General features: G+C 73.9%; 23 protein-coding genes. 13 read left to right on the forward strand and 10 right to left on the reverse strand.

Annotated elements, in window-relative coordinates; translation table 11 throughout:
- The first annotated feature begins 1 nt into the window (after position 1).
- From ACIO5D_RS04430 to ACIO5D_RS04440, 3 genes are all read left to right on the forward strand, one after another.
- Entirely contained in the window at positions 2-469 is a 468-nt protein-coding gene (locus ACIO5D_RS04430; protein WP_400649573.1) for a hypothetical protein, read from the forward strand.
- 162 nt (positions 470-631) lie between these two features.
- Complete coding sequence (locus ACIO5D_RS04435; protein WP_400793899.1) at positions 632-1,507, forward strand: hypothetical protein; 876 nt, start codon at positions 632-634, stop codon at positions 1,505-1,507.
- A gap of 474 nt (positions 1,508-1,981) precedes the next feature.
- A complete protein-coding gene (locus tag ACIO5D_RS04440) occupies positions 1,982-2,869 on the forward strand; it encodes a nitroreductase/quinone reductase family protein (protein ID WP_400793900.1) in 888 nt (295 codons plus the stop codon).
- Positions 2,870-2,935: 66 nt separating this feature from the next.
- On the opposite strand, the gene ACIO5D_RS04445 is transcribed toward ACIO5D_RS04440, so the two are convergent.
- The 4 genes from ACIO5D_RS04445 to ACIO5D_RS04460 all read right to left on the reverse strand — a co-directional run bounded on the left by ACIO5D_RS04445 (position 2,936) and on the right by ACIO5D_RS04460 (position 6,135).
- Positions 2,936-3,715 (reverse strand): SGNH/GDSL hydrolase family protein, encoded by a 780-nt coding sequence (locus ACIO5D_RS04445; protein ID WP_400793901.1) that lies wholly within the window; start codon positions 3,713-3,715, stop codon positions 2,936-2,938.
- A 160-nt stretch (positions 3,716-3,875) separates the two neighbouring features.
- A complete protein-coding gene (locus ACIO5D_RS04450) occupies positions 3,876-4,421 on the reverse strand; it encodes a glyoxalase (protein WP_400793902.1) in 546 nt (181 codons plus the stop codon).
- A gap of 4 nt (positions 4,422-4,425) precedes the next feature.
- Complete coding sequence (locus ACIO5D_RS04455) at positions 4,426-5,064, reverse strand: hypothetical protein (protein WP_363606348.1); 639 nt, start codon at positions 5,062-5,064, stop codon at positions 4,426-4,428.
- Between the two features lie 204 nt (positions 5,065-5,268).
- Positions 5,269-6,135: a hypothetical protein gene (locus ACIO5D_RS04460; RefSeq protein ID WP_400793903.1), complete on the reverse strand. Its 867-nt coding sequence runs from the start codon at positions 6,133-6,135 to the stop codon at positions 5,269-5,271.
- Between the two features lie 473 nt (positions 6,136-6,608).
- Between ACIO5D_RS04460 and ACIO5D_RS04465 the strand changes: the two genes are divergently transcribed.
- From ACIO5D_RS04465 to ACIO5D_RS04475, 3 genes are all read left to right on the forward strand, one after another.
- Positions 6,609-7,778, forward strand: coding sequence for an exonuclease SbcCD subunit D (locus ACIO5D_RS04465; RefSeq protein WP_400793904.1), 1,170 nt, complete (start codon positions 6,609-6,611; stop codon positions 7,776-7,778).
- Positions 7,775-10,915, forward strand: a complete 3,141-nt coding sequence (locus ACIO5D_RS04470) for an AAA family ATPase (RefSeq protein WP_400793905.1) — start codon at positions 7,775-7,777, stop codon at positions 10,913-10,915. Before ACIO5D_RS04465 ends, ACIO5D_RS04470 begins: the two co-directional genes overlap by 4 nt.
- 113 nt (positions 10,916-11,028) lie before the next feature.
- A complete protein-coding gene (locus ACIO5D_RS04475; RefSeq protein ID WP_363606342.1) occupies positions 11,029-11,331 on the forward strand; it encodes a hypothetical protein in 303 nt (100 codons plus the stop codon).
- A 62-nt stretch (positions 11,332-11,393) separates the two neighbouring features.
- Here ACIO5D_RS04475 and ACIO5D_RS04480 read toward each other — a convergent pair whose 3' ends face one another.
- A complete protein-coding gene (locus ACIO5D_RS04480) occupies positions 11,394-11,627 on the reverse strand; it encodes a hypothetical protein (RefSeq protein ID WP_400649592.1) in 234 nt (77 codons plus the stop codon).
- Between the two features lie 130 nt (positions 11,628-11,757).
- Here ACIO5D_RS04480 and ACIO5D_RS04485 point away from each other — a divergent pair, with 130 nt between their 5' ends.
- Positions 11,758-12,438, forward strand: a complete 681-nt coding sequence (locus ACIO5D_RS04485) for a DUF1990 family protein (protein ID WP_400793906.1) — start codon at positions 11,758-11,760, stop codon at positions 12,436-12,438.
- 23 nt (positions 12,439-12,461) lie between these two features.
- Here the strand turns inward: ACIO5D_RS04485 and ACIO5D_RS04490 are convergent, their stop codons facing one another.
- Together ACIO5D_RS04490 and ACIO5D_RS04495 are read right to left on the reverse strand one after the other, a co-directional pair.
- Complete coding sequence (locus ACIO5D_RS04490) at positions 12,462-12,929, reverse strand: YjbQ family protein (RefSeq protein ID WP_363606338.1); 468 nt, start codon at positions 12,927-12,929, stop codon at positions 12,462-12,464.
- Between the two features lie 280 nt (positions 12,930-13,209).
- On the reverse strand, positions 13,210-13,476 hold the full coding sequence (locus tag ACIO5D_RS04495) for a hypothetical protein (protein ID WP_363606336.1): 267 nt from the start codon (positions 13,474-13,476) through the stop codon (positions 13,210-13,212).
- A gap of 665 nt (positions 13,477-14,141) precedes the next feature.
- Between ACIO5D_RS04495 and ACIO5D_RS04500 the strand changes: the two genes are divergently transcribed.
- Complete coding sequence (locus ACIO5D_RS04500) at positions 14,142-16,358, forward strand: CDP-glycerol glycerophosphotransferase family protein (protein ID WP_400793907.1); 2,217 nt, start codon at positions 14,142-14,144, stop codon at positions 16,356-16,358.
- A 101-nt stretch (positions 16,359-16,459) separates the two neighbouring features.
- Here the strand turns inward: ACIO5D_RS04500 and ACIO5D_RS04505 are convergent, their stop codons facing one another.
- Entirely contained in the window at positions 16,460-16,672 is a 213-nt protein-coding gene (locus ACIO5D_RS04505) for an EF-hand domain-containing protein (protein ID WP_363615257.1), read from the reverse strand.
- Positions 16,673-16,882: 210 nt separating this feature from the next.
- Here ACIO5D_RS04505 and ACIO5D_RS04510 point away from each other — a divergent pair, with 210 nt between their 5' ends.
- Positions 16,883-17,551, forward strand: coding sequence for a lysophospholipid acyltransferase family protein (locus ACIO5D_RS04510; protein ID WP_363615259.1), 669 nt, complete (start codon positions 16,883-16,885; stop codon positions 17,549-17,551).
- A gap of 50 nt (positions 17,552-17,601) precedes the next feature.
- On the opposite strand, the gene ACIO5D_RS04515 is transcribed toward ACIO5D_RS04510, so the two are convergent.
- A complete protein-coding gene (locus ACIO5D_RS04515) occupies positions 17,602-19,419 on the reverse strand; it encodes an ABC transporter ATP-binding protein (RefSeq protein ID WP_400649600.1) in 1,818 nt (605 codons plus the stop codon).
- A 167-nt stretch (positions 19,420-19,586) separates the two neighbouring features.
- On the reverse strand, positions 19,587-20,360 hold the full coding sequence (locus tag ACIO5D_RS04520) for an SDR family oxidoreductase (protein WP_363608509.1): 774 nt from the start codon (positions 20,358-20,360) through the stop codon (positions 19,587-19,589).
- Positions 20,361-20,517: 157 nt separating this feature from the next.
- On the opposite strand from ACIO5D_RS04520, the gene ACIO5D_RS04525 reads away from it, so the two are divergent.
- From ACIO5D_RS04525 to ACIO5D_RS04540, 4 genes are all read left to right on the forward strand, one after another.
- Positions 20,518-20,718, forward strand: coding sequence for a hypothetical protein (locus ACIO5D_RS04525; RefSeq protein WP_363608511.1), 201 nt, complete (start codon positions 20,518-20,520; stop codon positions 20,716-20,718).
- Positions 20,719-20,854: 136 nt separating this feature from the next.
- Positions 20,855-21,625, forward strand: a complete 771-nt coding sequence (locus tag ACIO5D_RS04530) for a hypothetical protein (protein ID WP_363608513.1) — start codon at positions 20,855-20,857, stop codon at positions 21,623-21,625.
- Positions 21,622-22,560 (forward strand): DUF6895 family protein, encoded by a 939-nt coding sequence (locus tag ACIO5D_RS04535; RefSeq protein ID WP_400793908.1) that lies wholly within the window; start codon positions 21,622-21,624, stop codon positions 22,558-22,560. Before ACIO5D_RS04530 ends, ACIO5D_RS04535 begins: the two co-directional genes overlap by 4 nt.
- Positions 22,557-23,732 (forward strand): serine hydrolase domain-containing protein, encoded by a 1,176-nt coding sequence (locus tag ACIO5D_RS04540; RefSeq protein ID WP_400793909.1) that lies wholly within the window; start codon positions 22,557-22,559, stop codon positions 23,730-23,732. The genes ACIO5D_RS04535 and ACIO5D_RS04540 overlap by 4 nt, the downstream gene beginning before the upstream one ends.
- The last annotated feature ends 46 nt before the right edge of the window (positions 23,733-23,778 follow it).

The following is a 23,778-nucleotide window of genomic DNA, read 5'->3' on the forward strand; positions in this document are numbered from 1 at the left end:
CATGAGGGATCGGGGAGTTCACACGCTGTACTGGGGGCTGGGGTCGGTCGTGACGGTGCTGCTGCTGGGCGGCTGCACCCCACCGGAGCGGAGTATCACCGGCATCACCGTCGAGAACGGCCAGCCCGTGGTGCTGCTGCGGACCTGTGGCGACGAGGCCTACGATTTCATCACCGTCTCTGAACACCGCAGCGACTCACGGCTCAGCTTGACGCCGCAGAAAGCCCACGGGGCCACCTCGTTCCCGCTGTTCCAGCCGCCGGCCGGCTGGTCGGCCGAGGGCACCACGCCACCACCGCTCACCGACGGGACGTCTTACAACATCAGTGTCCGCACCACGGAACCGGCCCACTCCTGGCTCAGCTTCACCCCACTGGACATCTCCGGCCTGAACCCCGGCCAGGTCTGGGCGGGCGGCAGGACCTGGGCGATCGAGGAGTTCGACCGCCACGTCCGGGATCAGTGCTGAACGGTGGCGCGCGGGCCGGCGCGGCGGATGTGATCTCCCTCACCGGGGCCGGGGGCGGCGTGCGGGGCGGCCACCAATCCCCCTTGCCGAAAGCCGAGTTGGCCGACCGGCGGATGCGCCCGCCCGGAACCCGGCATGGATCGTCCACGCAGCTTCGCTACCGTGTCCTCCGAAACGAAGGGGGAGATCGACTTGGGGAAGAACCCCGCACTGCGGCGCCTGGCGGGCGCCGGGCTGACGGTCGCGCTGGTCGTCGCCGGCGCGTCGGCCTGTAACGACGACGCCGCCGACTCGAAGGCCACGGGAGCGGCCGCCGCCCGGACCGGCGCCGCCGCGAGCGCGACCGCCCCGGCGAGCGCGACGCCGACGCCGGTGGCGTTCGGCGCCGCCGGCTACCGCGGCCTGACGCCGGGTATCGCGAAGGACGCGGCGCTGGCGACCGGCGCGCTGGAGCCCGCACCGGTGTCGCTGCTCGACGGCTGCACCGACTTCGCCTACAAGGGCGGCCCGGCGCCGGACGCCGCCCGGATGGCCTCCGAGGCGGCCACCGAGGCCACCTACAAGGACCTGAACGCCAAGGCGGACGCGCTCAAGAAGCCCGCCGCCGGCTCGACCCTCCCGCCGAACGCCTCGGCGAAGGAGGCGGCCGAGTTCGCCGCGGGCGCGTACGGCTCGGCCAAGAACTCCGCGGCCGACGCCAAGACGATCGCGGACGCGACGATGTCCACCGCCCAGCTGATGGTGGCCCGCGAGGCCCGGGACGCGGCGTTCCTGACCGCCGGGCGGGTCTCCTTCGGCGTCGACGGACTGCGCGAGCTGGTCGCTCCGGCGGACGCCCGGACCGCCGAGGGCATCGGCGCCGGTTCGACCGTGGACGCGCTCAAGCAGGCCTACGGCGCCAAGGGCCTGGAGTTGACCAAGAGCGGCAAGTTCCAGCTGCCGGTCGAGGGCAAGCCGGGCTGGCAGTACGAGTTCACCGTGGACGGCGACAAGGTCACCGGGGTCGCGCTCGCCAACCGCACCACGAAGTGCGCCTGAGCGGTCCCGAACAAGCCCTACCGCGGCCCCGGCCCGACACCACGTCGGCCGGGGCCGCGGCCGTTCGGGCCGCGGAGGTGATCCCGGAGCCCGGCAGCGTTCCGCCCTCGCCACCGGCGGACCACTGGTTCGACCGGGCCGAAAACCCCGGCGACACGCGCCCGCGAGAATCCCCGGGCCACCGACGGGACGGCCATCCGGCGTGATCACGCTCGTTGACAGGCGGTGGGTGGGGTGACTCCAATGGGGGCGTGCAGCGTGGCGCCGGCCAAAGAGATGTGGGCCGGCCGGTGACCGGGCGAGCACCTTTCACCGAGGGACGATGCGCGATGAGTTCTCACTCCGCTCCCCTGATCTGACGCAAGCGGTCGCAGCAGTGCCTGCGCGCGCCCGCCTCGTTGTCGTTCCGTCGCGTGCGTGCGCCGTTCTGTCCGCGGCCTCGGCTCCCCTTTTCCGGAGACTTCACACACACGTATGCCCATGTCTTTCAATGAAGCGATCATCGAGGAATTCCGCGCCAACGGCGGCCGGGTCGGCGGCCCCTTCGAGGGGGGTGACCTGCTGTTGCTGACCACCACCGGCGCGAGGTCGGGCCGCCCGCACACGGTGCCGCTCGGGTACGTCCGGGCCGACGGGCTGCTGCTGGTCGTCGCGTCGGCGGCCGGGGCGCCGGAGCACCCGCACTGGTACCGCAATCTGCTCGCCCGCCCGGTGGTGCGGGTGGAGCTCGGAACGGAGGTGTTCGACGCGATCGCGGTACCGGCCGAGGGTGCGCGGCGGGACCGGCTGTTCGAGGCCGTGGTCCGGGCGGCACCGGGGTACGGCGACTACCGGGCGCACACCGCACGGGTGTTGCCGGTCGTGGTGCTGGAGGGCTCCACGGCCCCGCCGCGCGAGGTGCGCAGCCTCGCGGACAAGCTGCTGGAGGTCCACACCTGGCTGCGGGAGCAGCTGCGGTACGTCCGCGAGGAGGCCGACGCGCACTTCGAGGCCGGGTGGGCGGACGGCCGCCCGCCGGGCCTGGGGCTCCAGTTGCGGCAGCACTGCCTGGCCTTCTGCGAGGGCCTGGCCCACCATCACACCGGGGAGGACGGCGCCGTCTTCCCGGCGCTGGCCCGGAGCCATCCGCAGCTGCGCGGAACGCTGGAACGGCTGGGCGAGGAGCACCGGGCGGTGGCCCGGATCAAGGACGGCCTGGTGGCGCTGCTGACCGGTATCGGGGCGGCCGATCCGGACCGGTTCCGGTCCGAGCTGGCGCGGATGTCGGCGGAGCTGGAGGCGCATCTGGCCTATGAGGAGGAGTCCCTGCTGCCCGTCCTCGCCGGGATTCCGTTCCCGCCGAACCCGCGGCCGAGGGCGTAGGGCCTGGTGACGCTCCGCCGGCCCGCCCCCTTCGGGGGGAGGGGGAGGACCGGCGGAGCGGGGGTGCTACACCTGCGCGGAGAAGACGGGCAGGTAGCCGCCGGACTGGCCGGAGGCCTTGGGGTGGTAGCTCTCGTCGACGGGGAGGGTGGTGCTGTTCAGCCAGGTGGTGCTGGAGCCGCAGATCTCGTGCTCGGTGAAGATGCTGCGGACGTCGCCGAAGGCGAACCCGGCGTTGGCGGCGCGCTTGGCGAGGACGCCGTCGAGCGCGTCGGCCGCGCTGTTGATGGCGGCGCGCTTGGTGTCGCCGATGCCGAAGATGCAGCTGCCGCCGATCTTGTACAGGTGCGGGTAACCCAGCACCACCACACGGGCGTTGGGGGCCTTGGCGTGGATGGCCGAGTACACCCGGTCGAGCTGGGCGGGCAGGGTGTTGGTGGCGTAGTTCTTCGCGGTGGCGACGGCGCTGAGGCAGGCGCTCTCCGAGTCCAGCACGCAGGTCTGCATGGTGCCGGCGAAGCCCGCGTCGTTGCCGCCGATGCTGATGCTGACCAGCGTGGTGCCGGAGGTCAGCGCCGACAGCTGGTTGTTGAGCACGTCACCGGTTTTGGCACCGGAGCAGGCCACGAAGGAGAAGGAGGACGGGGAGTGCGCGTTCTTCCAGAGGTAGGGGTACGCGTTGGTGCTCCGCTTGCAGCTTCCGCTCTCGCTGGTGTAGCTGCCGGCGCCGACGCCGGCGGAGTACGAGTCCCCCAGCGCGACGTAGTTGACGGTGGCCGCGCCGGCTGACGAGGCGGCGAAGAAGGTGGTCAGGGTGAGGGCCGCCGCGAGGGCGGAAGTCGACATGACACGAGTGGGGCGCAGCATGAAGTCTCCTGGAGTGACGAGGGTCACAGAAGTGATACCAGGCAGTAGCTTCCCCGGGAAGTGGTCATGCCAAGGATATTGACGAACAGTCTGATAACGACGGGGTGAATTGGATCCCACACGGGCGCTTCCGCGCTGGTCAGACCCCGTTCGCGCCGTTCGCGCCGGGGGTCGCGCCCAAGGGGTCGGCGGGCGCGGCACGGTAGACGACCTCAAGCTCGAAGCCCTGACCGTCGATCAGGTGCGCGGCCTCACCGGTGTCGACACGTACCGTCCAGCCGGCGGAGAGCGCGGCGGCCACCGCCTCGCGTGAGCCGTGCACGGCGAGGTGGTTGAGCCCGGCGCGCAGGCGCTGGTGGCCGCCCGGCAGCAGGGCGGGCGACTGCTCGATCACCAGGTACGCGGCGCCGAGGCGCCAGCTGCGGCCGGCGGGCCAGTGCTGGAACGGCTCGCAGCCGAGGGCGAGCAGGACCGGGGCCCACTGCGCCTCGGCGGTGGCGAGGTCGTCCACCCACAGCTCGACGTGGTGGAACAGCCCGCGCCGGTCCCCGGCCGTGCCGGGTTGCGCGTCCGGCTGCCCGTCCGGGAGCGACGGCGCGGCCGGTTCCTCGCCCCACTCCGCGCCCGGGGACGACGACGCGGCCGGTTGCCCGGCAGCCCGCGGTTCCGGCGTCGGCAGCGTCACCGGCTCAGCCTCCGGCCGGGTAGACGGTGCCCGAGTGGGCGGTGCCGGGGAACACCACGGCGCCCCCGGCCGGCAGTTCCTCGATCGTCTCGTTGGCGGCGGCGGGCACACCCAGCCACTGGACGGCGGCGGACACCGCCGACCGGGCCTGACGCAGCCCGGGCCCGCCCCAGCCGAGCAGTTCGACGGCGAGGCCGGGCGCGACCAGCAGCCGCCGGTAGTGCCGGCCCGAGGCCGGGTCCGCGGCGCTGGGGCCGACGGCGCGCAGCGCGGCGGCCATCCGGACCCGCGCACACTCGTGCCCGCCGTTGGCCGAGCCGACCCGGTCGTAGAGGTAGCCCAGGTAGTAGGGCGCGCCGATCACGGCCTGGGCCTCCTCGGCCGCCTCCCGTGCCAGCGCCGAGCCCGGATCGCCGGTGTCCTCCGGTTCCAGTGAACCGCCGGGGAGCGAGACGATGCCGTCCCGGGGGTTGACCAGGGTCAGCACCCGGCCGTCGGGGGCGAACAGCCACCCCCACGACTGCTTCACCGGCAGCCCGGCGGGCACCGGCTCCCCCGGTCGCCACGGCCAGCCCGCGGTGGGACGCCGCCGCACCTTGCCGAGCAGCTCGGCGATCTCCGCGCTGAACTCGATCCGGCCCATGCGTCCCCCTCTCCGTGTCGGGCTCGCCGGACCGGCGGTGCGCGGGGAGACCTGCGGTACGCGGTTCGGGGCAGAGCTTCGGGAGCGGCGGCATGGGGCACCGCCCGCTCCTCCTGTTGATCTTCCCCGAAATCTTCCCCGAACAGGCGGTCGATGAACAGTCCCCAGCGCCGCTTGGTGGACACCCGGGCCAGAACCGGCTGGTCAGCCCAGGGGCTCACCCCCGTCCTCGGCCCCGGACGGCCCCGCCGCCGACGGGCCGTCCGGCAGCGGAAAGCCCGGCAGCCGCACGGCTCCCGGCGGGAAGGGCAGCCCCCGGTCGGCGTCGTCGGTGAGCGAGTCGGCCACCTCCTGGACGGCCATCGGCCGCAACCGCCCGCCCGCCAGCGCCCAGCCGCGCACCTGCGGTCCGGCGGACGCGGCCGGGTCGCCGTGCAGCAGCAGCGCGCCGGAGCCGCGCGCGGCCACGCCCGCGGCCAGCGTGACGCAGAACGCCTCCGCGTCCCGCCCCGTGCCGACGAGCCGACCGCCCTCGACACGGACGTCCGCCGCGGCGGTGAGCTCTTCGCCGTCCTCCGGGCCGTGGCAGCGCAGCGTCAGCAGGTGGCAGCCCTCGCCCGCGCCCCCGGCCAGTGCCAGGTAGGCGGCGGTGACGAACCTCATCACCGCCACCAGCCGCCGCTGCCCGTACGGGCCGTCGCCGACCGCGTCCAGCAGCGCCTCGCCGGCGACCGAGATCCGTACCCTGGCCCGGTGGTCGTCGACCAGTACCGGAAGCAACTCGGCCAGCCGCTCCCCCGCGTACACGAAGGGCTCCCCGGCCAGCTGCGGATCGGCCGCGTACGCGACCCGGGCGGCCGCCTCACCGGGGTCGAGGCCGAACGCCTCGCAGTAGTCCTCGTAGTCGGCCGCGTCGAACACCCGCAGGTGCACCTCCACCCCCTGCCCGCGCAGCGCTCGGAGCCGGCTCTCCGTCCGCCGCAGGTACTCCCGGTAGGGGGCGGTGCCGAACAGCCCGTACCGGGCCAGGCCCACGAAGTCGGCGGCCCGGGCGGCCACCGCGAGGGCCACCGGCTCCGGGGGCGGCGCGCCCCGCGAGCCGCCACCCCGGCGACGCGCACGCCCGCCGGGCCCGCCCGCCCCGCCCCCGCGCGGAGGACCCCCGGCCGGAGGCCCACCACCCGACGAGGCACCGCCGCCGGGCAGGCCACCCCCCGGCCCGCCCGGGCCCGGGCGCTGCCCGGCGTGCACCCGAACCCGCGGCAGACCCCGCCTCCCCGTCGGCACCGCCGCCCGGTACCGGTCGGAACCGGCAGGGCCGACCGGACCGGAGAACTCGATGTACCGGGACCGAACGGACATGGCTTCCCTCTCTCTTCTCGCATCTCTCACGGCCGCCCCGGAATCCCGCGGGCGACCGACGATCGAGAACCTACACACCGTCACCGACAATCCACCCAGAGCGATTCCCGGCAGGCCGGTGGAACGGGCGGGATCCCAGTTCCGGGCCGCGTTGTCGGTGACGGACGTTAGGGTCGGGGACCATGCGACTGCTGCATACCTCCGACTGGCATCTCGGGCGTTCGTTCCACCGGGAGAGCCTGCACGACGCCCAGCGCGCCTTCCTGGACCACCTCGTGGCGGTGGTCCGGGCCGAGCGCGTGGACGCCGTGCTGGTCGCCGGCGACGTGTACGACCGTGCGCTGCCGGGCCTGGAGGCGGTCGCCATGTTCGACGACGTGCTGCACCGGCTGGCCGGGCTCGGCGTGCCGACGGTGTTCATCAGCGGCAACCACGACTCGGCCCGCCGCCTGGGGGTGGGCGCCGGGCTGATCGGCCGGGCGGGCGTCCATCTGCGCACCGACCCCGGCGAGTGCGCGGTGCCCGTGCTGCTGGCGGACGCGCACGGGCCGGTCGCCGTCTACGGGCTGCCGTACCTGGAGCCGACGCTGGTCCGGGAGCGCTTCGGGCTGGAGCGCGGCGGCCACGCGGCGGTGCTCGGCGCGGCGATGGACCAGGTCAGAGCCGACCTGGCGGCCCGCCCGGCCGGTACCAGGGCGGTGGTGCTGGCGCACGCCTTCGTCACCGGCGGCGCGCCCAGCGACAGCGAGCGGGACATCGCGGTGGGCGGCGTCGCCTCCGTGCCCGCCTCGGTCTTCGACGGTGTGCACTACGCCGCGCTCGGCCACCTGCACGGCTGCCAGACCCTCGCCCCGCACCTGCGCTACAGCGGATCCCCGCTCGCCTACTCCTTCTCCGAGGCCACCCAGCGCAAGACGATGTGGCTGGTCGACCTCGCCGCGGACGGTTCGGTGGCCGCCGAGCGGATCGACTGCCCGCGGCCGCGCCCGCTGGCCTGCCTGCGCGGAAGGCTCGACGAGCTGCTGTCCGACGAGAGGTACGCGCCGTTCGAGCAGTCCTGGGTACAGGCGACCCTGACCGACCCGGGCCGCCCCGCCGAGCCGATGGAGAAGCTGCGCCGGCGCTTCCCGCACACCCTGCAACTGCTCTTCGACCCCGAGGAGGCCGAGGCGGCGCCCTCGCAGTCGTACGCGGCCCGGGTGAGCGGGCGCGCGGATCTGGAGATCGCCGAGGGCTTCCTCCGCCACGTCCGCCCGGGCTCCGAACCGGACGGGGACGAGCTGGGCTGGCTGCGCGAGGGCTTCGAGAGCGTCCGGGAGACCACCGACCGGAAGGCGGAGCTGCCCCGATGAGACTGCACAGGCTGACCGTCACCGCCTTCGGCCCGTTCGCCGGCGCCGAGACGGTCGACTTCGACGCCCTCTCCGCCGGCGGGCTCTTCCTGCTGCGCGGTGCCACCGGCGCGGGCAAGAGCAGCGTGCTGGACGCGGTCTGCTTCGCCCTCTACGGCGAGGTGCCCGGCGCCCGCCGGGCCAGCCGGCTGCGCAGCGACCACGCCGACCCGCGGCGGCTGACCGAGGTCAGGCTGGAGCTGACGCTCGGCGGGCGGCGGCTGGAGATCACCCGGCTCCCGGAGCAGCGACGGCCGAAGAAGGTCGGCACGGGGACGACGGTCGAGCGGGCCCAGACCCTGCTGCGCGAGTGGACGGCCGACGCGGGCGGGGGCGCACCCGGCTGGCAGGCGGTCAGCAAATCGCACCAGGAGGCCGGCGAGGAGATCCACCGGCTGATCGGGATGAGCCGGGAGCAGTTCTGCCAGGTGGTGCTGCTGCCGCAGGGCGACTTCGCACGCTTCCTGCGCGCGGACGCCGTGGAGCGGGGCAAGCTGCTGAGCCGGCTGTTCGACACCGAGCGGTTCGGGCAGGTCGAGTCCTGGCTGGCCGAACAGCGCAGGGCCCAGGAGGCCGCCGTCCAGTCCGGGCGGCGGAGCCTTCGGGACTTGGCCAGCAAGGCCGAACAGGCGGCCGGCCCGGCGGCCGAGCCCGCCGAGGGCTGGGTACCCGCCGAGGACGAGCCCACGCGGTCCGGCACCGATCTCGCCGGCGGGGTGCTCGGCTGGGCCGCCATGCTACGCAGCGGCGCCGCCGAACAGCTCGCGGTCGCCGATGCCGCGCTGGCCGGGGCCGAGGCCGGCCACCGGGAGGCGCAGCTGGCGCGGGAGGCCGCCGAGGAGCTGGCCGGCCGGCAGCGGCGCCACCAGGAGGCGGCGCTCCAGGCCGCCCGGCTCGCCGAGGGCGAGGCGGCGCTGGGGCGCGACCGGCGGAGGCTGGCCGCCGCGCAGGCGGCCGTCGGCGTGGAGTCGGTGCTACGGCTGCGCGAGGCCGCCGCCGAGGCCTACCGCGTGGCGGGCGACGAGGAGCGGCGCCACCGCGCGGCGCTGGCGCGCATCCCGGAGACGGCACGCGTCCCGGGCGGGGAGCGTGTCCCCGACGGGGCGGCCGGGCCGGACAAGGCCTACGGCCCGGACGAGGCCCGCGTCATGGCCGGCACGGGCCCGGCGCTCGCCCATGCGGAGGCCGAGGAGCTGGCGCAGGCCGAGCTCCGGCTGCGGGCCGAGGTGGTCCGGCTGGAGGCGGCGCAGGCCGACGAGCGGCGGTGCGCCGAGCTCGGGCACCAGGAGCGGGCGCTGGACGCCGACCGGCAGCGGGCCGAGGAGCTGGCCGAGGAGGCGGGTGAGTGGCTGGACGGCTTCGACGGCCGGCTCGCCACGTTGCAGGAGGAGCAGTCCGCGGCCCGGGCCGCGGGTGCACGGGTCGAGCAGGTGGACACGCGGCGCGGCGAGGCGACGGACCGCCTGGCCGCCGCCCGCGGCCGGGACGGACTGCGCGCGGAGATCCGGGACGCGGAGCCCCGGGCGCTGGCCCTGCGGGCCCGGGCGCTGGACGCCCGCGAACACAGCCAGGACCTGCGTGAACGCCGGCTCGGCGGCATGGCCGCCGAACTGGCGGCACAGCTGCGGCCCGGCGAGTCCTGCCGGGTCTGCGGCTCGCCGGAGCACCCGGCGCCGGCCCGGCCCGCGGGCGGCCAGGTCAGCGCGGAGGACGAGGAGCGGGCCAGGGCGGCCCAGACTGCGGCCGAGCAGGCGGCGGACACCGCCGAACGGGAGCTGGCCGGGCTCCGGGTCCGCGAGGCCACCGCCGCCGGCGCGGCCGGGCCGGAGAGCACGGAGACGCTGGCGGAGGCGCTCACCGCGCTGGAGCGGGAGCACCGCGAGGCGCTGCGGGTGGCGGAGGGGCTGGGCCCGGTCACCCAGCGGGTCGAGCGGCTGACGCGGGAGCAGACCGTCCGGCTCGCCGCACTGCGCGAGGCCGGTGAGCGCAGCGCCGCGCTCACGGCCCGGATCCAGGCGCTCCGCACCGAGCGGACGGACCTGGCCGAACGGGTGGCCGCCGCCCGGGGCGACGCGCCCTCGGTGGCCGACCGGGCGGCGGCGCTCACCCGGCTCACCGGGGGCGTGGCGGCGCTGGCCGCGGCCGCGCGGGCCGGTACGGAGGCGGCGCTCCGGCTGAAGAACGCCGACGACGAGCTGGCCAGGGCCGCGGTGGCGGCCGGGTTCCCGAGCGCGGAGGAGGCCACCGCCGTCCTGCTGCGACGGGAGGAGCGCGAGCAGCTGGAGGCCCGGCTGGAGCGGCACCGTGCCGAGCTGGCGGCGGTGGAGCGGCAGCTCGCGCTGCCCGAGCTGGTCGAGGCGGCGGCCCGCCCTCCGGCGGACGTGCCGGGCGCGCGGGCCCGGCTCCAGGAGGCCGTCGACCGGCTGCGCCGGGCGCACGCCGCCCAGGCCGCGGCGCGCGAGCGCTGCGAGGCGCTGGCCGCGATCGGGCGGCGGCTGGCTGAGCTGGCCGCTTCGCTGGCCCCGGCCCTGGTCCGTTACGGCCGGATCAACCGGCTCGCCGCGCTGGCGGCCGGCACCTCCACCGAGAACCGGCTGCGGATGCGCCTGGAGTCGTACGTCCTGGCGGCCCGGCTGGAGCAGGTCGCGGCGGCGGCGAGCGATCGCCTGGTGCGGATGTCGGGCGGCCGCTACACCCTCGTCCACAGCGACGACCGGGGCACCGGCAACAAGCGCTCGGGCCTGGCGCTGCGTGTGGTCGACGCCTGGACCGGCACCGAACGGGACACCGCGACGCTCTCCGGCGGCGAGAGCTTCTTCGCCTCGCTCGCCCTGGCCCTCGGCCTCGCGGACGTGGTCACCGACGAGGCCGGCGGGATGCCGCTGGACACCCTCTTCATCGACGAGGGCTTCGGAACGCTGGACGAGCAGGCGCTGGAGGAGGTGATGGACGTCCTCGACGGGCTGCGGGAGCGGGATCGCGCAGTCGGCATCGTCAGCCACGTGGCCGACCTGCGCAGCCGGATCCCGGCCCAGCTGCTGGTCCGCAAGGGCCGTCACGGCTCCACCCTCGCCCTGGCCGGCCGGGAGGACGCCTGAGGGGCGGGCGACGCCGAGCCGGCCGGGGTGCGGCGAGCCGGCCGGCCCGCGTGATCTCCGGGCCGGCCGCCCGGGGTGCGGGCAGTCCGCACCCGCACCGATACCGTGCGGGCATGGGAAACGCACGAAAGCCGTACTGGCGTACTTTCGGGACGCCGAGGACGCTCGTCCTGTACCGCACCCCTGACCGCTGGCGCTACGCCGTGTACTTCGAGAACCCCCGGGGCATCGCCGACGGCGCTCTCGATCGTCCTGCGGTCTCCTGCGAGCCGGAGACCGCTCAGGCCGCCATGCGGCTCAAGGCCGCGGAGCTCACCTGCCGGGAGCTGGACGTCGACTGGGCGGCCACCGATCAACCGGGCTGGTGGACCGGAGCCGTGACCAGGGTCGGCCCGCTCCCCGACACCGACGGCTGAGCCAGCCCGGTGCACCTCATCGGGTGTAACGGACAGGCGGCCATGGGACCACGGGGCGTCCGTCAGCCGGTGCAGGCGATCCGCTGGGCCTGCTGCCAGGCGCAGACGGGGCAGAGCGTGCTGCCGGGGTGGTCGGCGGGCAGTTCGGTCGGCTCCCCGCACAGCACGCAGTCCGCGCGCGGACCGGCCGACTCCGGGGCACGCGTCAGCGCCGCCTCCGCCCCGGTGGGAACCAGGGCACAGACCGGCCCGTCGTCCTCGTTCAGCACGCCCGCCGTGTCCACCGCTTCGCTCATGCCGCCTTCCTACTCCGCTCCCCCGCCTGCCCGCAAGGTCGTCCGGGCCCGGGTGGCGGGGCTCGGCCCAGCGACCCGCCACCCGGACCGACCGCCTCACCCGCCGAACGCGCCCGCTACGGTGGGGCCCATGCCGACCGCTCTCCACCGGCGCCTTGAAGCCGCCCGCGCCGCCTCGCCCGACTACCCGGAGGTGGGTGCCACCCGGGACGCCCGACTGCCCGCGGGGTACGCGCAGCTGCGGCGGCGGATCCACCTCGGGCACGGGCCGGAGGTGCTGGAGCGGGCCGGACGGTACGTCCTCGGCTGGGGCAGCCAGCTGGGCAGCGGGTTCGCCGTCCACCCGTACGCCCCCGCCGAGCAGGGCGCCACCGTGCTGCTGCGGCTGAGCCTGCCCGGGCTGCGGCGCCCGCACCTGGTGATCCCCTGCCGGGTGGTGTGGACGGTGGCCGCGCCGGACCGGATCGGCTTCGCGTACGGGACGCTGCCGGGACACCCGGAGTGCGGCGAGGAGGCGTTCCTGGTGAGCATGGACGCGGCGGGCGAGGTGTGGTTCGAGGTCACGGCCTTCTCCCGGCTCGCCGCCTGGTACGCGCGGCTGGGCCGCCCGGTGGCGGTGCTCTGCCAGTACCTGGCGATCGAGCGCTATCTCGCGGCGGTCGCCGGGGCGGCCGCGGACGGCACTGCCGCCACGACCGCCCCGGCCGGCGCCCCGGCCATGTCGGGCACCGCAGGCCCGTCCGGCACTACAGCTCTCTCGGACACCGGGGCCCGGAACACCGACGCCCCGGACACCGCGATCCAGCGGTAGCCCGTCGGCCGAACGGTGGCGCGTCAGCCCAGGAAGGACAGCCGGACCGTCCGGTGCGGGTTGTCGCCATTGGTGTCGATCAGGACCACGGACTGCCAGATGCCGAGCGCCAGTTGACCGCCGATGACCGGCAGGGTGGCGTGCGGGGCGACCAGGCCGGGCACCACGTGGTCGCGGCCGTGGCCGGGGCTGCCGTGGCGGTGGCGCCAGCGGTCGTCGGGGGGCAGCAGCTCGCGCAGGGTGGCGAGGAAGTCGTCGTCGCTGCCCGAACCGGTTTCCAGAACGGCGATGCCCGCTGTGGCGTGCGGTACGAAGACATTGAGCAGACCGTCGCGCCCGGTCGCCTGCTCGTTGAGGAACTCCGCGCAGCGGTCGGTGATGTCGAGCGCCACCTCGTGGCTGCCGGTGGTGATCTCGAAGGTCGTGGAGTGAAAGGTGCTGGAGTAGGAGGAAGGGAATTGCAGGGGGGTGGAGTGGATGTTGTCCGCCATGACGCCATCCTGGCCCACGCCCGGGGGTGCGATGACCTGCCTCGCCGACTCTCCGTGCCAGGTGGGCAAGGTGTCGTACGCTGAGAGGTTCAGACCTTCCCGCCCGGAGAACCGGGCTCGCGCGGGCGGCCCGAAGCAGCCCCCCGGGAGCCTCCAGGAACCCCGGAACAACCCGGCACCGCGCCCCGCGAAGGAGACATCCGGACACGCCGAAGACCCGACGGTCCCGGAGGTCCGTCGGGTCGCGTGCCGAGCGGCGCGACAGCGAGCCGTGAGGGCCCTAGCCTCGCCCGCCGAAGAGGCTCCGGCGCAGTCGGCGCAGCGGCGTCAGCAGCGACACCCGCGCGTGACGGCGACGGGCGGTCGGGGCACTGGCGCCGCGGGGCGTCAGTTCCCTTATCAACCCGACCGCCTCGGCGGTCTCCACCGCCGGGAGTGCGGGCGCGCCGAGCACAGCCAGGTGGCGGTCGATCCGGCGGCCGGTCGCGCCGACACCGCACTGGATCGCCGGCACTCGGGGCCGAGTCCGCACTTGCATCTGTTCCATCAGTATTCCCACCCCTACGAGGCGCCAGGGCCGTGAGGCGAAGACTATCCGTGACAGACGGTCTTCGCGCAACCGTCCTGGTGTTCTGCCACCGTATCGTGCGGCGTCAACTGACGCTGCACCAGGGGCCGCCGGGCCGGTCACGACTAGGCATCGATGATGGTGCACGACCGGCCGGTGCGCCCGGGGCCCCGGGCGCACCGGCGCTGCGCCCGGCCGGGAGGCACGCGCCGGGCGCACGGGGGCACCGCCAGGAGCCGGGTGACCGGAGAGGCGACGAGAGAAGGTGACGCCTCTCCACGCAGCCACTCCGGGAAAATCACTTCAGGAAGTGAACACATACGAGGGATTGACTCAAACGGACCCTCCAAGCAATATCTCTATCGACGCCCCTTTAGGGGAGAGTGTCCAGTCATGTGTTCGACTGATGAAGATTTCCGGCTCCTCCGAGCCACTGCCAGGCCGCCTCGACGCTGCGGCGGCCAGGCTCGGAAGGGGTCCGGACCGGCGGCTCGGCCGTAGAGGGTCGGCCGGGCCACCACCAGACTGCCGGTGCCGTCCCGCACAGGGTCCGGCACCGGCGGTTCCGGCCTCCGCCCCGTACCGGCCGGGCGGTCGCACCCGGGCGGCTCCGCCGCTGGTCCGGCTCGGTAGACTCGGCCAGCGTGCCAGTTCTCCTCAGCATCGTGCTCCCGGTCCACGGAGTGGAGCGCTTCCTGCCCCGCTGCCTCGACTCGATCCTCGAACCAGGCCCGGCCGAGAGGTCCGGCGCGGCCGGCGGGCCCCGCTTCGAAGTGATCGCGGTCGACGACCTCTCCCCCGACCGCTGCGGCGCGATCCTGGACGAGTACGCGGCCCGCGACCCCCGGCTGCGCGTCCTGCACCTCACCGAGAACCAGGGCCTCGGCGGCGCCCGTACCGCTGCCCTCCCCGAGGTGCGCGGCGAGTACGTCTGGTTCGTCGACAGCGACGACTGGCTCCCCGAGGGCACCGTCGGGGCGGTCCTCGACGAACTGGAGCAGGAGCACCGGCGCGAGACCCCGGCCGACGTCCTGCTCACCGGCTTCACCCACGTCTACCCCGACGGCGGCACCGAGCCCAACCCCTGGCGGCACGTGCTGGCCGGCTCCCCGCTGGTCGAGGGCTGCACGCTGGCCGAGCACCCGGCGCTGTTCCGGACCGTGATGTCGGTCTGGAACAAGGTGTTCCGCCGCGAGTTCCTGACCGGCCTCGGCGTCTCCTTCGGGCGCGGGTTCTACGAGGACATCTCGGTCACCTACCCGGCGCTGCTGGCCGCCGAACGGCTGCGCTACCTCGACCGCCCCTGCTACTTCTACCGGCGCGGCCGGGCCGGCGCGATCACCAGCACCGCCTCCCCCAAGCACGCCGACGCCTTCGCCCAGTACGACGCGATCTTCGGCTTCCTCGACCGTCCGGACCGCCCGGGCCGGCCCGTCCCCGACACCCTGCGCACCCTGGTCTTCGAGCGGACCGTCCAGCAGGCGCTGACCGTCTACGACACCCCGGGGCTGGTCCCGCCCGAGCTGCGCAAGGACTTCTTCCGCCGGATCTCCGAGCACTTCGGCCGCCACCGGCCGGCCGGCTACCGCTTCCCCGGCGGCCTGCGCGGCGTGCAGTACCGGCTGGCGGCGCGCGGATCGCGGATCGCGTACGCGGAGCTGCGCCGTACCGGCCGGCTGCCGCGCGAACTCAAGCGCGGGGCACGGGCGGTGGCCCCGGCGGTGAAGCGCGGGGTGCGCAGCAGCGCCCGTTTCACCGCGTACAACGCGTTCCGCCGGCTGCCGCTGGACGAGCACCTGGCGGTCTACGCGGCCTACTGGCACCGGGGTTACGCGTGCAGCCCGGCCGCGATCTACGAGAAGGCGAAGGAACTGGTGCCCGGCGTCCGGGGTGTCTGGGTGGTGGAGAACCGCGCCCAGGCGGCCACCCTGCCGGCCGGGGTGCCGTACGTGATCGTCAACACGCCCGCCTATCTGAAGGCGATGGCGACCGCCAAGTACTTCGTCAACAACGTCAACTTCCCGCGCACGATGGTCAAGCGGCCGGGCACGGTGCACGTGCAGACCCAGCACGGCACGCCGCTGAAGGCGATGGGCATGGACCTCAGGGACCACCCGGCCGCCGCGGACGGGATGGACTTCGACCGGCTGCAGGAGGCCGTCGACCGCTGGGACTTCCTGGTCTCCTCGAACCCGCACACCAGCGAGCACTTCGCCCGGGCCTTCCCCGGCCGCTACGAGATGCTGGACACCGGTTACCCGCGCAACGACCGGCTGGCGAACACCACGCCGGCCGAGGTGGCCGCGATGCGCGAACGGTTCGGGCTGGCCCCGGACCGGACGGCGGTGCTGTACGCGCCGACCCACCGTGAGGGCCGCGGCGGGTACGTACCGCTGCTGGACGTGCGCGAGCTGGCCAGGCGGCTCGGGCCCGGCTTCACCCTGCTGGTGCGGACCCACTACTTCCACACCGGCGGCCCGGGCGACCTGGCGGCGGGCGAGGGCGCGGCGGAGATCGTGGACGTCTCCGCGCACCCGACCGTGGAGGACCTGTACCTGGCGGCGGACGTCCTGGTCACGGACTATTCGTCGATGATGTTCGACTACGCCGTGCTGGACCGGCCGATCGTGATCTTCGCGCCGGACTGGGACGAGTACCGGCGGGTGCGCGGGGTCTACTTCGACCTGTTCGCGGAGCCGCCCGGCGCGGTGACGGTGGACGCCGGCGGGCTGGCGGCGGCGCTGCTGGCGGGCGACCCGGAGCCGGCCGCGCGGGCGAGGTTCCGGGAGCGGTTCTGCCCGTGGGACGACGGCGGGGCGGCGGAGCGGGTGGTCCGCCGGGTGTTCCCGACCGAGAGCTGAGGCCGGCAGCCCAGGGGGCGGCAGCCGGGGGCTGAGACCGGAGGGCCGGGAACACGGCTGCGGGGCCCGCGCCCGGCGGGCCCCGCAGGCTGCGACCGGACTCAGCCCTGACGCGCGGCCAGGAACTCGTCGAAGGTCAGCTCGCCGTCGTGGTTGGTGTCCATCTGCTTGATGACGGCCTCGGCCACCGAGATCGACGTGGTCAGGTCGCCGAGCTCGCGCGCGACCCTGGCGTACTCGGCGGCGGTGATCCGGCCGTCGCCGTTCACGTCGTACTTGTCGAAGGCCGCGCGGATCGTGTCGACGTCTGCCATGAGTTGCCCCTCCTATGAACTGCTGATGTGCGTTTCCGACGGCCGTACCCTACCCGGCCGTGGCGAGCGCCACGGCCGGCGGGAGTGGACGGGCTCGGGGGTGGGTGTCGTAGTCTGCGGTTCTGATCTCGGCCCGGCCGGGAACCGATCACCGATTGTCGTATGTTCAGGCCCGGGCGCCTCCCGGGCATGCTCGTCCAGGGAGGGACCATGCTCAATCTCGTCACCAAGCTGGTGCTGAAACCGCTCTCCCGGGGGATCTGGCGGCCGAACATCGAAGGTCTGGAGAACGTACCGCGCAAGGGCGGCGTGATCCTGGCCAGCAATCACCTCTCCTTCATCGACAGCGTGGTGATCCCGCTGACCGCGCCGCGCCGGGTGCACTTCCTGGCCAAGGCCGAGTACTTCACCGGCACCGGGCTGAAGGGCGCGCTGTCCAAGGGCTTCTTCGAGTCGATCGGCGCGGTGCCGGTCGAGCGCGGCACCTACCGTTCCGCCCAGGCCTCGCTGGAGTCGGCGCTGGAGATCCTGGAGGACGGCAAGGCGTTCGGCATCTACCCCGAGGGCACCCGCTCGCTCGACGGCCGGCTGTACCGGGGCAAGACCGGCGTGGCCTGGCTGGCCCTCACCGCCGGTGTCCCGGTGGTGCCGGTGGCGCTGGAGGGCCCGGAGCAGATCCTGCCGATCGGCAAGCGCGTGCCGCGCGTCCGCAAGGTGACGGTCCGCTTCGGCGAACCGCTGCACTTCGACGAACTGCACGGGCAGGCCCGCTCGCTGAAGGCCCGGCGGCAGGTCACCGACGAGGTGATGCGGGCGATCCAGCAGCTCTCCGGCCAGGAGGTCGTGGAGAGCTACAACGAGGTCCCCAAGGCCGCCTGACCCCGGGCGGTACCCGGCCCTGCGGTACGCGCGGCCGGAACGCGCGCCCGTCAGGCCCGGTCCAGCACGGCCGTCGGCGCCTCGCGCCGCAGCAGCGCCGCGTACCGGCCGTCCGCCTCGACCAGTTCGTCATGGCTGCCCAGCTCGGCGATCTCACCCCGGTCCAGGACGACGATCTGGTCGGCCGCCCGGACGGTGGAGAGCCGGTGGGCGATGGTGATGGTGGTCCGGCCCGCCGCCAGGGTGTCGATGGCCTGCTGGACGGCACGTTCGGTGCGGTTGTCCAGCGCGCTGGTGGCCTCGTCCAGGATCAGCACCGGCGGGTTGCGCAGGATGGTCCGGGCGAGGGCGAGGCGCTGCTTCTCCCCGCCCGAGAAGCGGTAGCCGCGCTCGCCGACCAGGGTGTCGTAGCCGTTCGGCAGTCCGGCGACGGTCGTGTGGATCTGCGCGGCCTCGGCGGCGGCGACCAGTTCGGCGTCGGTGGCGTCCGGCTTGGCGAAGCGCAGGTTGTCGGCGACCGAGGCATGGAAGAGGTAGGTCTCCTGGGAGACCACGCCGACCGCCCGGGACAGCGTCTCGAAGGACAGCTCGCGCACGTCCACGCCGTCGATGGTGACCCGGCCGCCGGTCACGTCGTACAGCCGGGGGACGAGGTAGCTGAGCGTGGTCTTGCCGGAGCCGGTCTCGCCGACCACGGCGAGTGAGCCGCCGGCCGGGACCTTGAGCTCGACGCCGGACAGGGTGGGCCGTTCCTGCTCCGGGTCGTAGCGGAACTCCACCCCCTCGAAGCGGACCTCGCCCCGGATCTTCTCCAGGCCGACCGGCCGCTCGGGCTCGGCGATCTCCACCGGCAGGTCGAGGTACTCGAAGATCCGGTGGAACAGCGCCAGCGAGGTCTGCACCTCCACACCGGTCGAGAGCAGGCTGACGGTCGGCCGGAAGAGGCCCTGCTGGAGCGAGACGAAGGCGACCAGGGTGCCGACCGAGACGATCGGCGAACCGCCGGCCGCGGCCAGGCCGGCCGCCCAGTAGATCACCGCGGGCATCGCGGCCATCACGATCTGGATGGTGTTCATCCGCCAGCGCCCGGCCATGCTGGCGCGCACCTCCAGCTCGGCCAGCTGGTCGGACTGCTCGGTGAACTCCCGGGAGAGCGAGTGGGAGCGGCCCATGGTGCGGCCGAGCAGGATGCCGCTGACCGAGAGCGACTCCTGCACCGCCGAGCTCATCGCGGCGAGCTGCTTCTGCCGCTCGGTGGTGATCTTCTTGCGCTCGTTGCCCACCCGGCGGCTGATCCACACGAAGAGCGGCAGGAGCAGCAGGGAGACCACGGTCAGCCGCCAGTCCAGCGCCACCATGGCGACCACCGAGGCGATCACGCTGGTGAAGTTGGAGACCAGCGAGGTGGCGGTGGAGGTCACCGTGGACTGCATGCCGCCGATGTCGTTGGCGATCCTGGACTGCACCTCACCGGTGCGGGTCCGGGTGAAGAACGCCAGCGACATCCGCTGGAGGTGGCTGTAGACCGCGGTGCGCAGGTCGTGCATGACGCGCTGGCCGACGGTGGTGGAGATCAGCGTCTGCAGCACGTTGAAGACGCTGTTCACCACGGCGGTGGCGATCATCCCGAGCACGAGCAGGCTGAGCAGCCCGGTGCGGCCCTCGGGGATGGCCGTGTCGAGGACGGCCTTCAGCAGGAACGGCGACACCACCGAGACCACCGCGGAGGCCGCCACCAGCAGGCCGACCACGGCGAGCCGGCCGCGGTACGGGCGGAAGAGCGCGAGGATCCGGCGCCACTGGGACGGCGGGCGGGGCTCGCCCTCGGCGCGCTCGGGTGGGGTCCATCGGATGCCTTCGGGCCTCAAGGGCGGACCTCCCGGGGTCGGACGCGCGGGCGCGCGGCGGGCATGGCGGTCGGGCGGCCACCAGCACAGCGAGAATAGCTCATAGTTAGCAAAGCTAATAATGAGGCTCACTCTATTCCCGCGCTCCCCGACCGCCGCCCGACCGGCCCCCGGCCGTCGGGCAAGCCCTAGTTGGGTCCGTAGGTGCGCGCCGCCTTGGAGGAGAGCCCGCCGAGCGCGCCGGACGGCAGCAGCCGGGCGGCCGCGATCGCGACCTTGTAGCGCTTGCCCGGGATGGACAGCGAACGGCCGCGGGCCAGGTCCCGCATGGCCTCGTCCACCACCCGTTCAGCGGACAGCCAGCCCCAGGACGGGATGTTGCCCGTCCCCATGCCCGCCCGCTGGTGGAACTCGGTCCGGGTGAAGCCCGGGCAGAGCGCCATCAGCCGCACTCCCGTCCCGCCGACATCGCGCAGTACCCCCTGGGTGAAGCTCACCACCCACGCCTTGCTGGCACCGTACGTGCCGCGCGGCAGGAAGGCCGCGACCGAGGCGACGTTGACGATCGCCCCGCGCCGCCGCTCGCGCATGCCCGGCAGGGCCGCCGTGGTCAGCCGCAGGATCGCCTCGATGTGCACCTTCAGCATGTCCAGTTCGTCCTGGAGCGGGACGGTCAGGAACGCGCCCTTGTTGCCGAAGCCGGCGTTGTTCACCAGCAGGTCCACCGGGCGGGCGGCATCGGCCAGCCGGGCCTCGACGGCCGCGATGCCCTCGTCGGTGGCGAGATCGGCGGTGAGCACCTCCGTCTCGACGCCGTACTTCGCGTGCAGGTCCGCGGCGGAACGTTCCAGCCGCCCGGTGTCCCGGGCCACCAGGACGAGTTGATAGCCGCTCCGGGCGAGCCGGCGGGCGAACGCGGCTCCGATGCCGGCGGTCGCGCCGGTGATCAAGGCAGTGGTCATATCCCCGACCGTACCGACCCCACCCCCGGCGGGCCCAACAGACCGGAAAGGTAACCGATCAGCGCACTGCGGATGCAGGTATCGGTGGGCGCTCATAAGGTCGGTCCGGGGGCATCGCCGGACCAGGCGATGACGATCCTATGAGGAGGCACTTCTGATGCTTGCTCAGTACCTGACCGGAAAAGCCCCGGCGTCGCGCGCGACCCGGGCCGAACTCGACACCCTCGGCGCCCTGATGGTGGAGGACGAGGCCGTCGTCAGCGACGCGCCCACGTACCGCCCCGAAGCCGCCGGGCTGCTGTTGCTGCTGGGCCTCATCCTTCTGTCCCCGAAGCCGCCCAAGGAGAAGACCCGGTAACCGGAACGGGTACCGGCCACGCACGAAGGCTTGCGCGGTGAAGCCACCCGTCGCGAAGCCCACCGATGTGGAACTTCTCCCAACGGGCCTCCCCGCAAGCCTTCGTGAAGCCTTCCTCAAGGAGGACCACCCAGCCATGTCATTCGCCCATACCTCGCTCCGCGACGAGTACGCCGCAGCGGTCGAGCAGATGGCGGCCCAGACCCTCGGCGCCCTTCGGGGCGCCGGGGGTGCGGTCGCGCTCGTCGACCCCGGCACGGCCAACGCGTCCCGGCCGCTGCTCGCCGCCGTCCGGGTGCTCGGGCCGGACCTGTTCGCCCCGCAACTGCTCGGCGGCGCCGCGCCCGACACCGAGGCCGTCCTGCTGCTCGCCGAGGCGCACCGGGCCTTTCCGTCAACCGCCGCCGAGGCGGACGGCCCGGACGCCCCCGAGGGCGCCGCACTGATCGCCGCCTGGCGGGACTGGGCCACCGGGGCCTTGTTCGCCCGGACCCTGCGCTCCATCAGCACTCCCGGCCTGGCGGAACTCTCCCTCCGCGCACCCCAGCCCGACCACGCGCCGCAGCCGCAACCGCATGCCTGGCAGGCCTGGTCGGTCCGGATGGCCCAGCTCTCCGCGCTCGCCCTGCCCGGCCTCGACGGCCCGGTGCACCGGACCGCCCGCACCCACACCCTTGCGCTCGCCCGGGGCACCGTCCGCTCCATGCTGCGCCGCGACCACCGGGTGGCCGCCCGGCTCGCCCGCTGGCTCGCCTGGTCCCGGGCCGAAGGCCTGTCACTGCCGTTGGAGGTCGAACCGGTGCTGGAGCGGATCCACGCCGCCGGAGACGGCAGCTCCCGAACCGCGCTCGAACTCGGCATCGCCGAAGCCCTGCTGGCCATCACCCCGAACGGAGCGACGGCATGACGGACGATCAGCGGCTGTCCATCGCACAGCAGATCGGCTCGCGTGCCATGGCCTGGCTGCACGCCTCCCATGAACGCGGCTTCGGCCGGCTCCCGGACAACGTCACCGTCGACCTCTCCGACCCCAACAACGCCTACAAGCCGATCGCCGAATGCGCGCTGGCCGCCTCGCTGGTCCTGCGGGACGGCGTCACCGGCCCGCGGGACGCCCAGGTCGCCCGCGACATGCTGGACTTCGGCTGGTCCCAGCTGCAGAACGGAAACCTCCTCTACGAGCGGCAGTTGCGTCATCTGGTGATGACCGACCCGCTGGAAACCTATGTCCACTTCGCCAGGGCCGGCTACCGGCATCCCGCACTGGAAGAGCTGCTGGCGTCGCTCAGCCGGCTGCGGTCCGTGCACGCCGTCGAGATCCTGCCCGGCCGCCGGCTCGCCGTCGCCAACGCCCGCCGGGTGGTGGGCCTCGCCGACCGGCCGGACGACTGGGCCGCCCTCGCCGCCGGGACATGGCTCAGCGCCACGCCCGAACCGTGGGCCATGGACTGGATGACCGGCTACCACATCACTCATGCCGTCTTCCATCTCACCGACTGGGGCGCCCGACCGGAAGGCCTGCCCGAGCCGATGGCCGACTTCGTCCGCGCCTGGCTGCCCGTCTGGGTGGACATCTGGCTGGAGGTCGGCGAGTGGGACCTGGTCGGCGAACTGCTGGTGGTGGACTCGTGCATCGGCGAGCCCGTCACCGGCATGCAGGGCTGGGAGGCGCTGGCCGCCGTTCAGCGCGAGGACGGACTGATCCCCCGCGACAGCTCCGAACCCGTATCGGAGGATCCGGCCCAGGCGTTCAAGGACCACGAACACACCGCCGTGGTCGGGGTGGTGGCCGGCACCGTCACCCTCTCCCGCGCGCTCGGCGGCGCCGCCGTGGCCGCATGAACGTGGCGGGCGCCCTCGGCGGTTCGGGGGAGCCCGACGCGTTCGGCCCGGTGAACGGGCCTGGCGGGCCCACCACGACTGGCGGGCCCTACGGTCTGGGCGGCCCGGGCGGCCTGGATCGCCTCGACGACCTGGGCGAACCCGGCGAACTCGACGGCTTCGGCGAGCCGGAGCTGGCCGAACTCGTACGGGCCGCCGCTCCGCACGCCACCGCCGTCACACTGGCGGTGGCCCGCGGCGACCGGCAGGCCGTCCGCTGCCACGGGCGGCTCGCCCGCGACAGCGCCGCGCCGTGCACGCCCGAGACCGTTTTCGAACTCGGCTCGGTGACCAAGACGTTCACGGCACTGCTGCTCGCCACCATGGCGGCCCGTGGCGAACTCGCCCTGGACGACCCGGTGGAACGCCACCTCCCCGAGCGCTGGCGCCCTGCGACCGTCCGCCGCGGCGGCCCGATCCGGCTGCTCCACCTGGCCACCCACACCTCCGGCCTTCCCGGACTGCCGCCCGGCCTGCTCGCGGAGGCCGTCCCCACCTGGTTCAGCAACCCGTACGCCGCCTATCTTGACGAGCAGTTGAGGGAGGGCCTGGCGCGAACCACCGTGCACCACAGACCAGGAAGCTGGTTCGGCTACTCCAACTACGGTGTCGCCCTGCTCGGCCGCCTGCTCACCGAGGCCGGTGGCGCCACCTACCCCGAGCTGCTCGCCGACCGCATTCTCCGCCCGCTGGACCTGCGGTCCACCACCTGCTCCCCCGACGCCCCCGACCGGGCCGTCGGACACCGGCGAGGCCGCCCGCTGCCGCCCTGGCGCATCCCCGGCCTGCCCGGCGCCGGCGCCGTCCGCGCCGGCGGCGCCGATGTGCTGCGCTTCCTCCGCGCGCATCTTCCCGGCGAGGAAAGCGAATTGAGAGAGGCTCTGGACGACGTCCAGCAGCTCCGGCTGCGGTTGCCACGCTCGACCGACCAGCTCTGCCTGGTCTGGAACCACCGGCGCGTCGGCGGCCGCGACCTCTTCTTCCACTCCGGCGCCACGCGCGGCTTCACCTCACTGGTCGGCTTCTGCCCCCAGACCGCCTCGGTCGTCGGGGCTCTGGCCAACTGCGGCCCGGCGCTGGACGGACGCTTCGTCCAGCGCGGCTACGAGGTACTGAAGCACGTTGCCAGGTAAGGCTGCGCGGGCGGACAAGGTTCGGACAACAAGTAACAGATAACAG

Source organism: Kitasatospora sp. NPDC087315, assembly GCF_044744345.1.
Lineage (GTDB): Bacteria > Actinomycetota > Actinomycetes > Streptomycetales > Streptomycetaceae > Kitasatospora.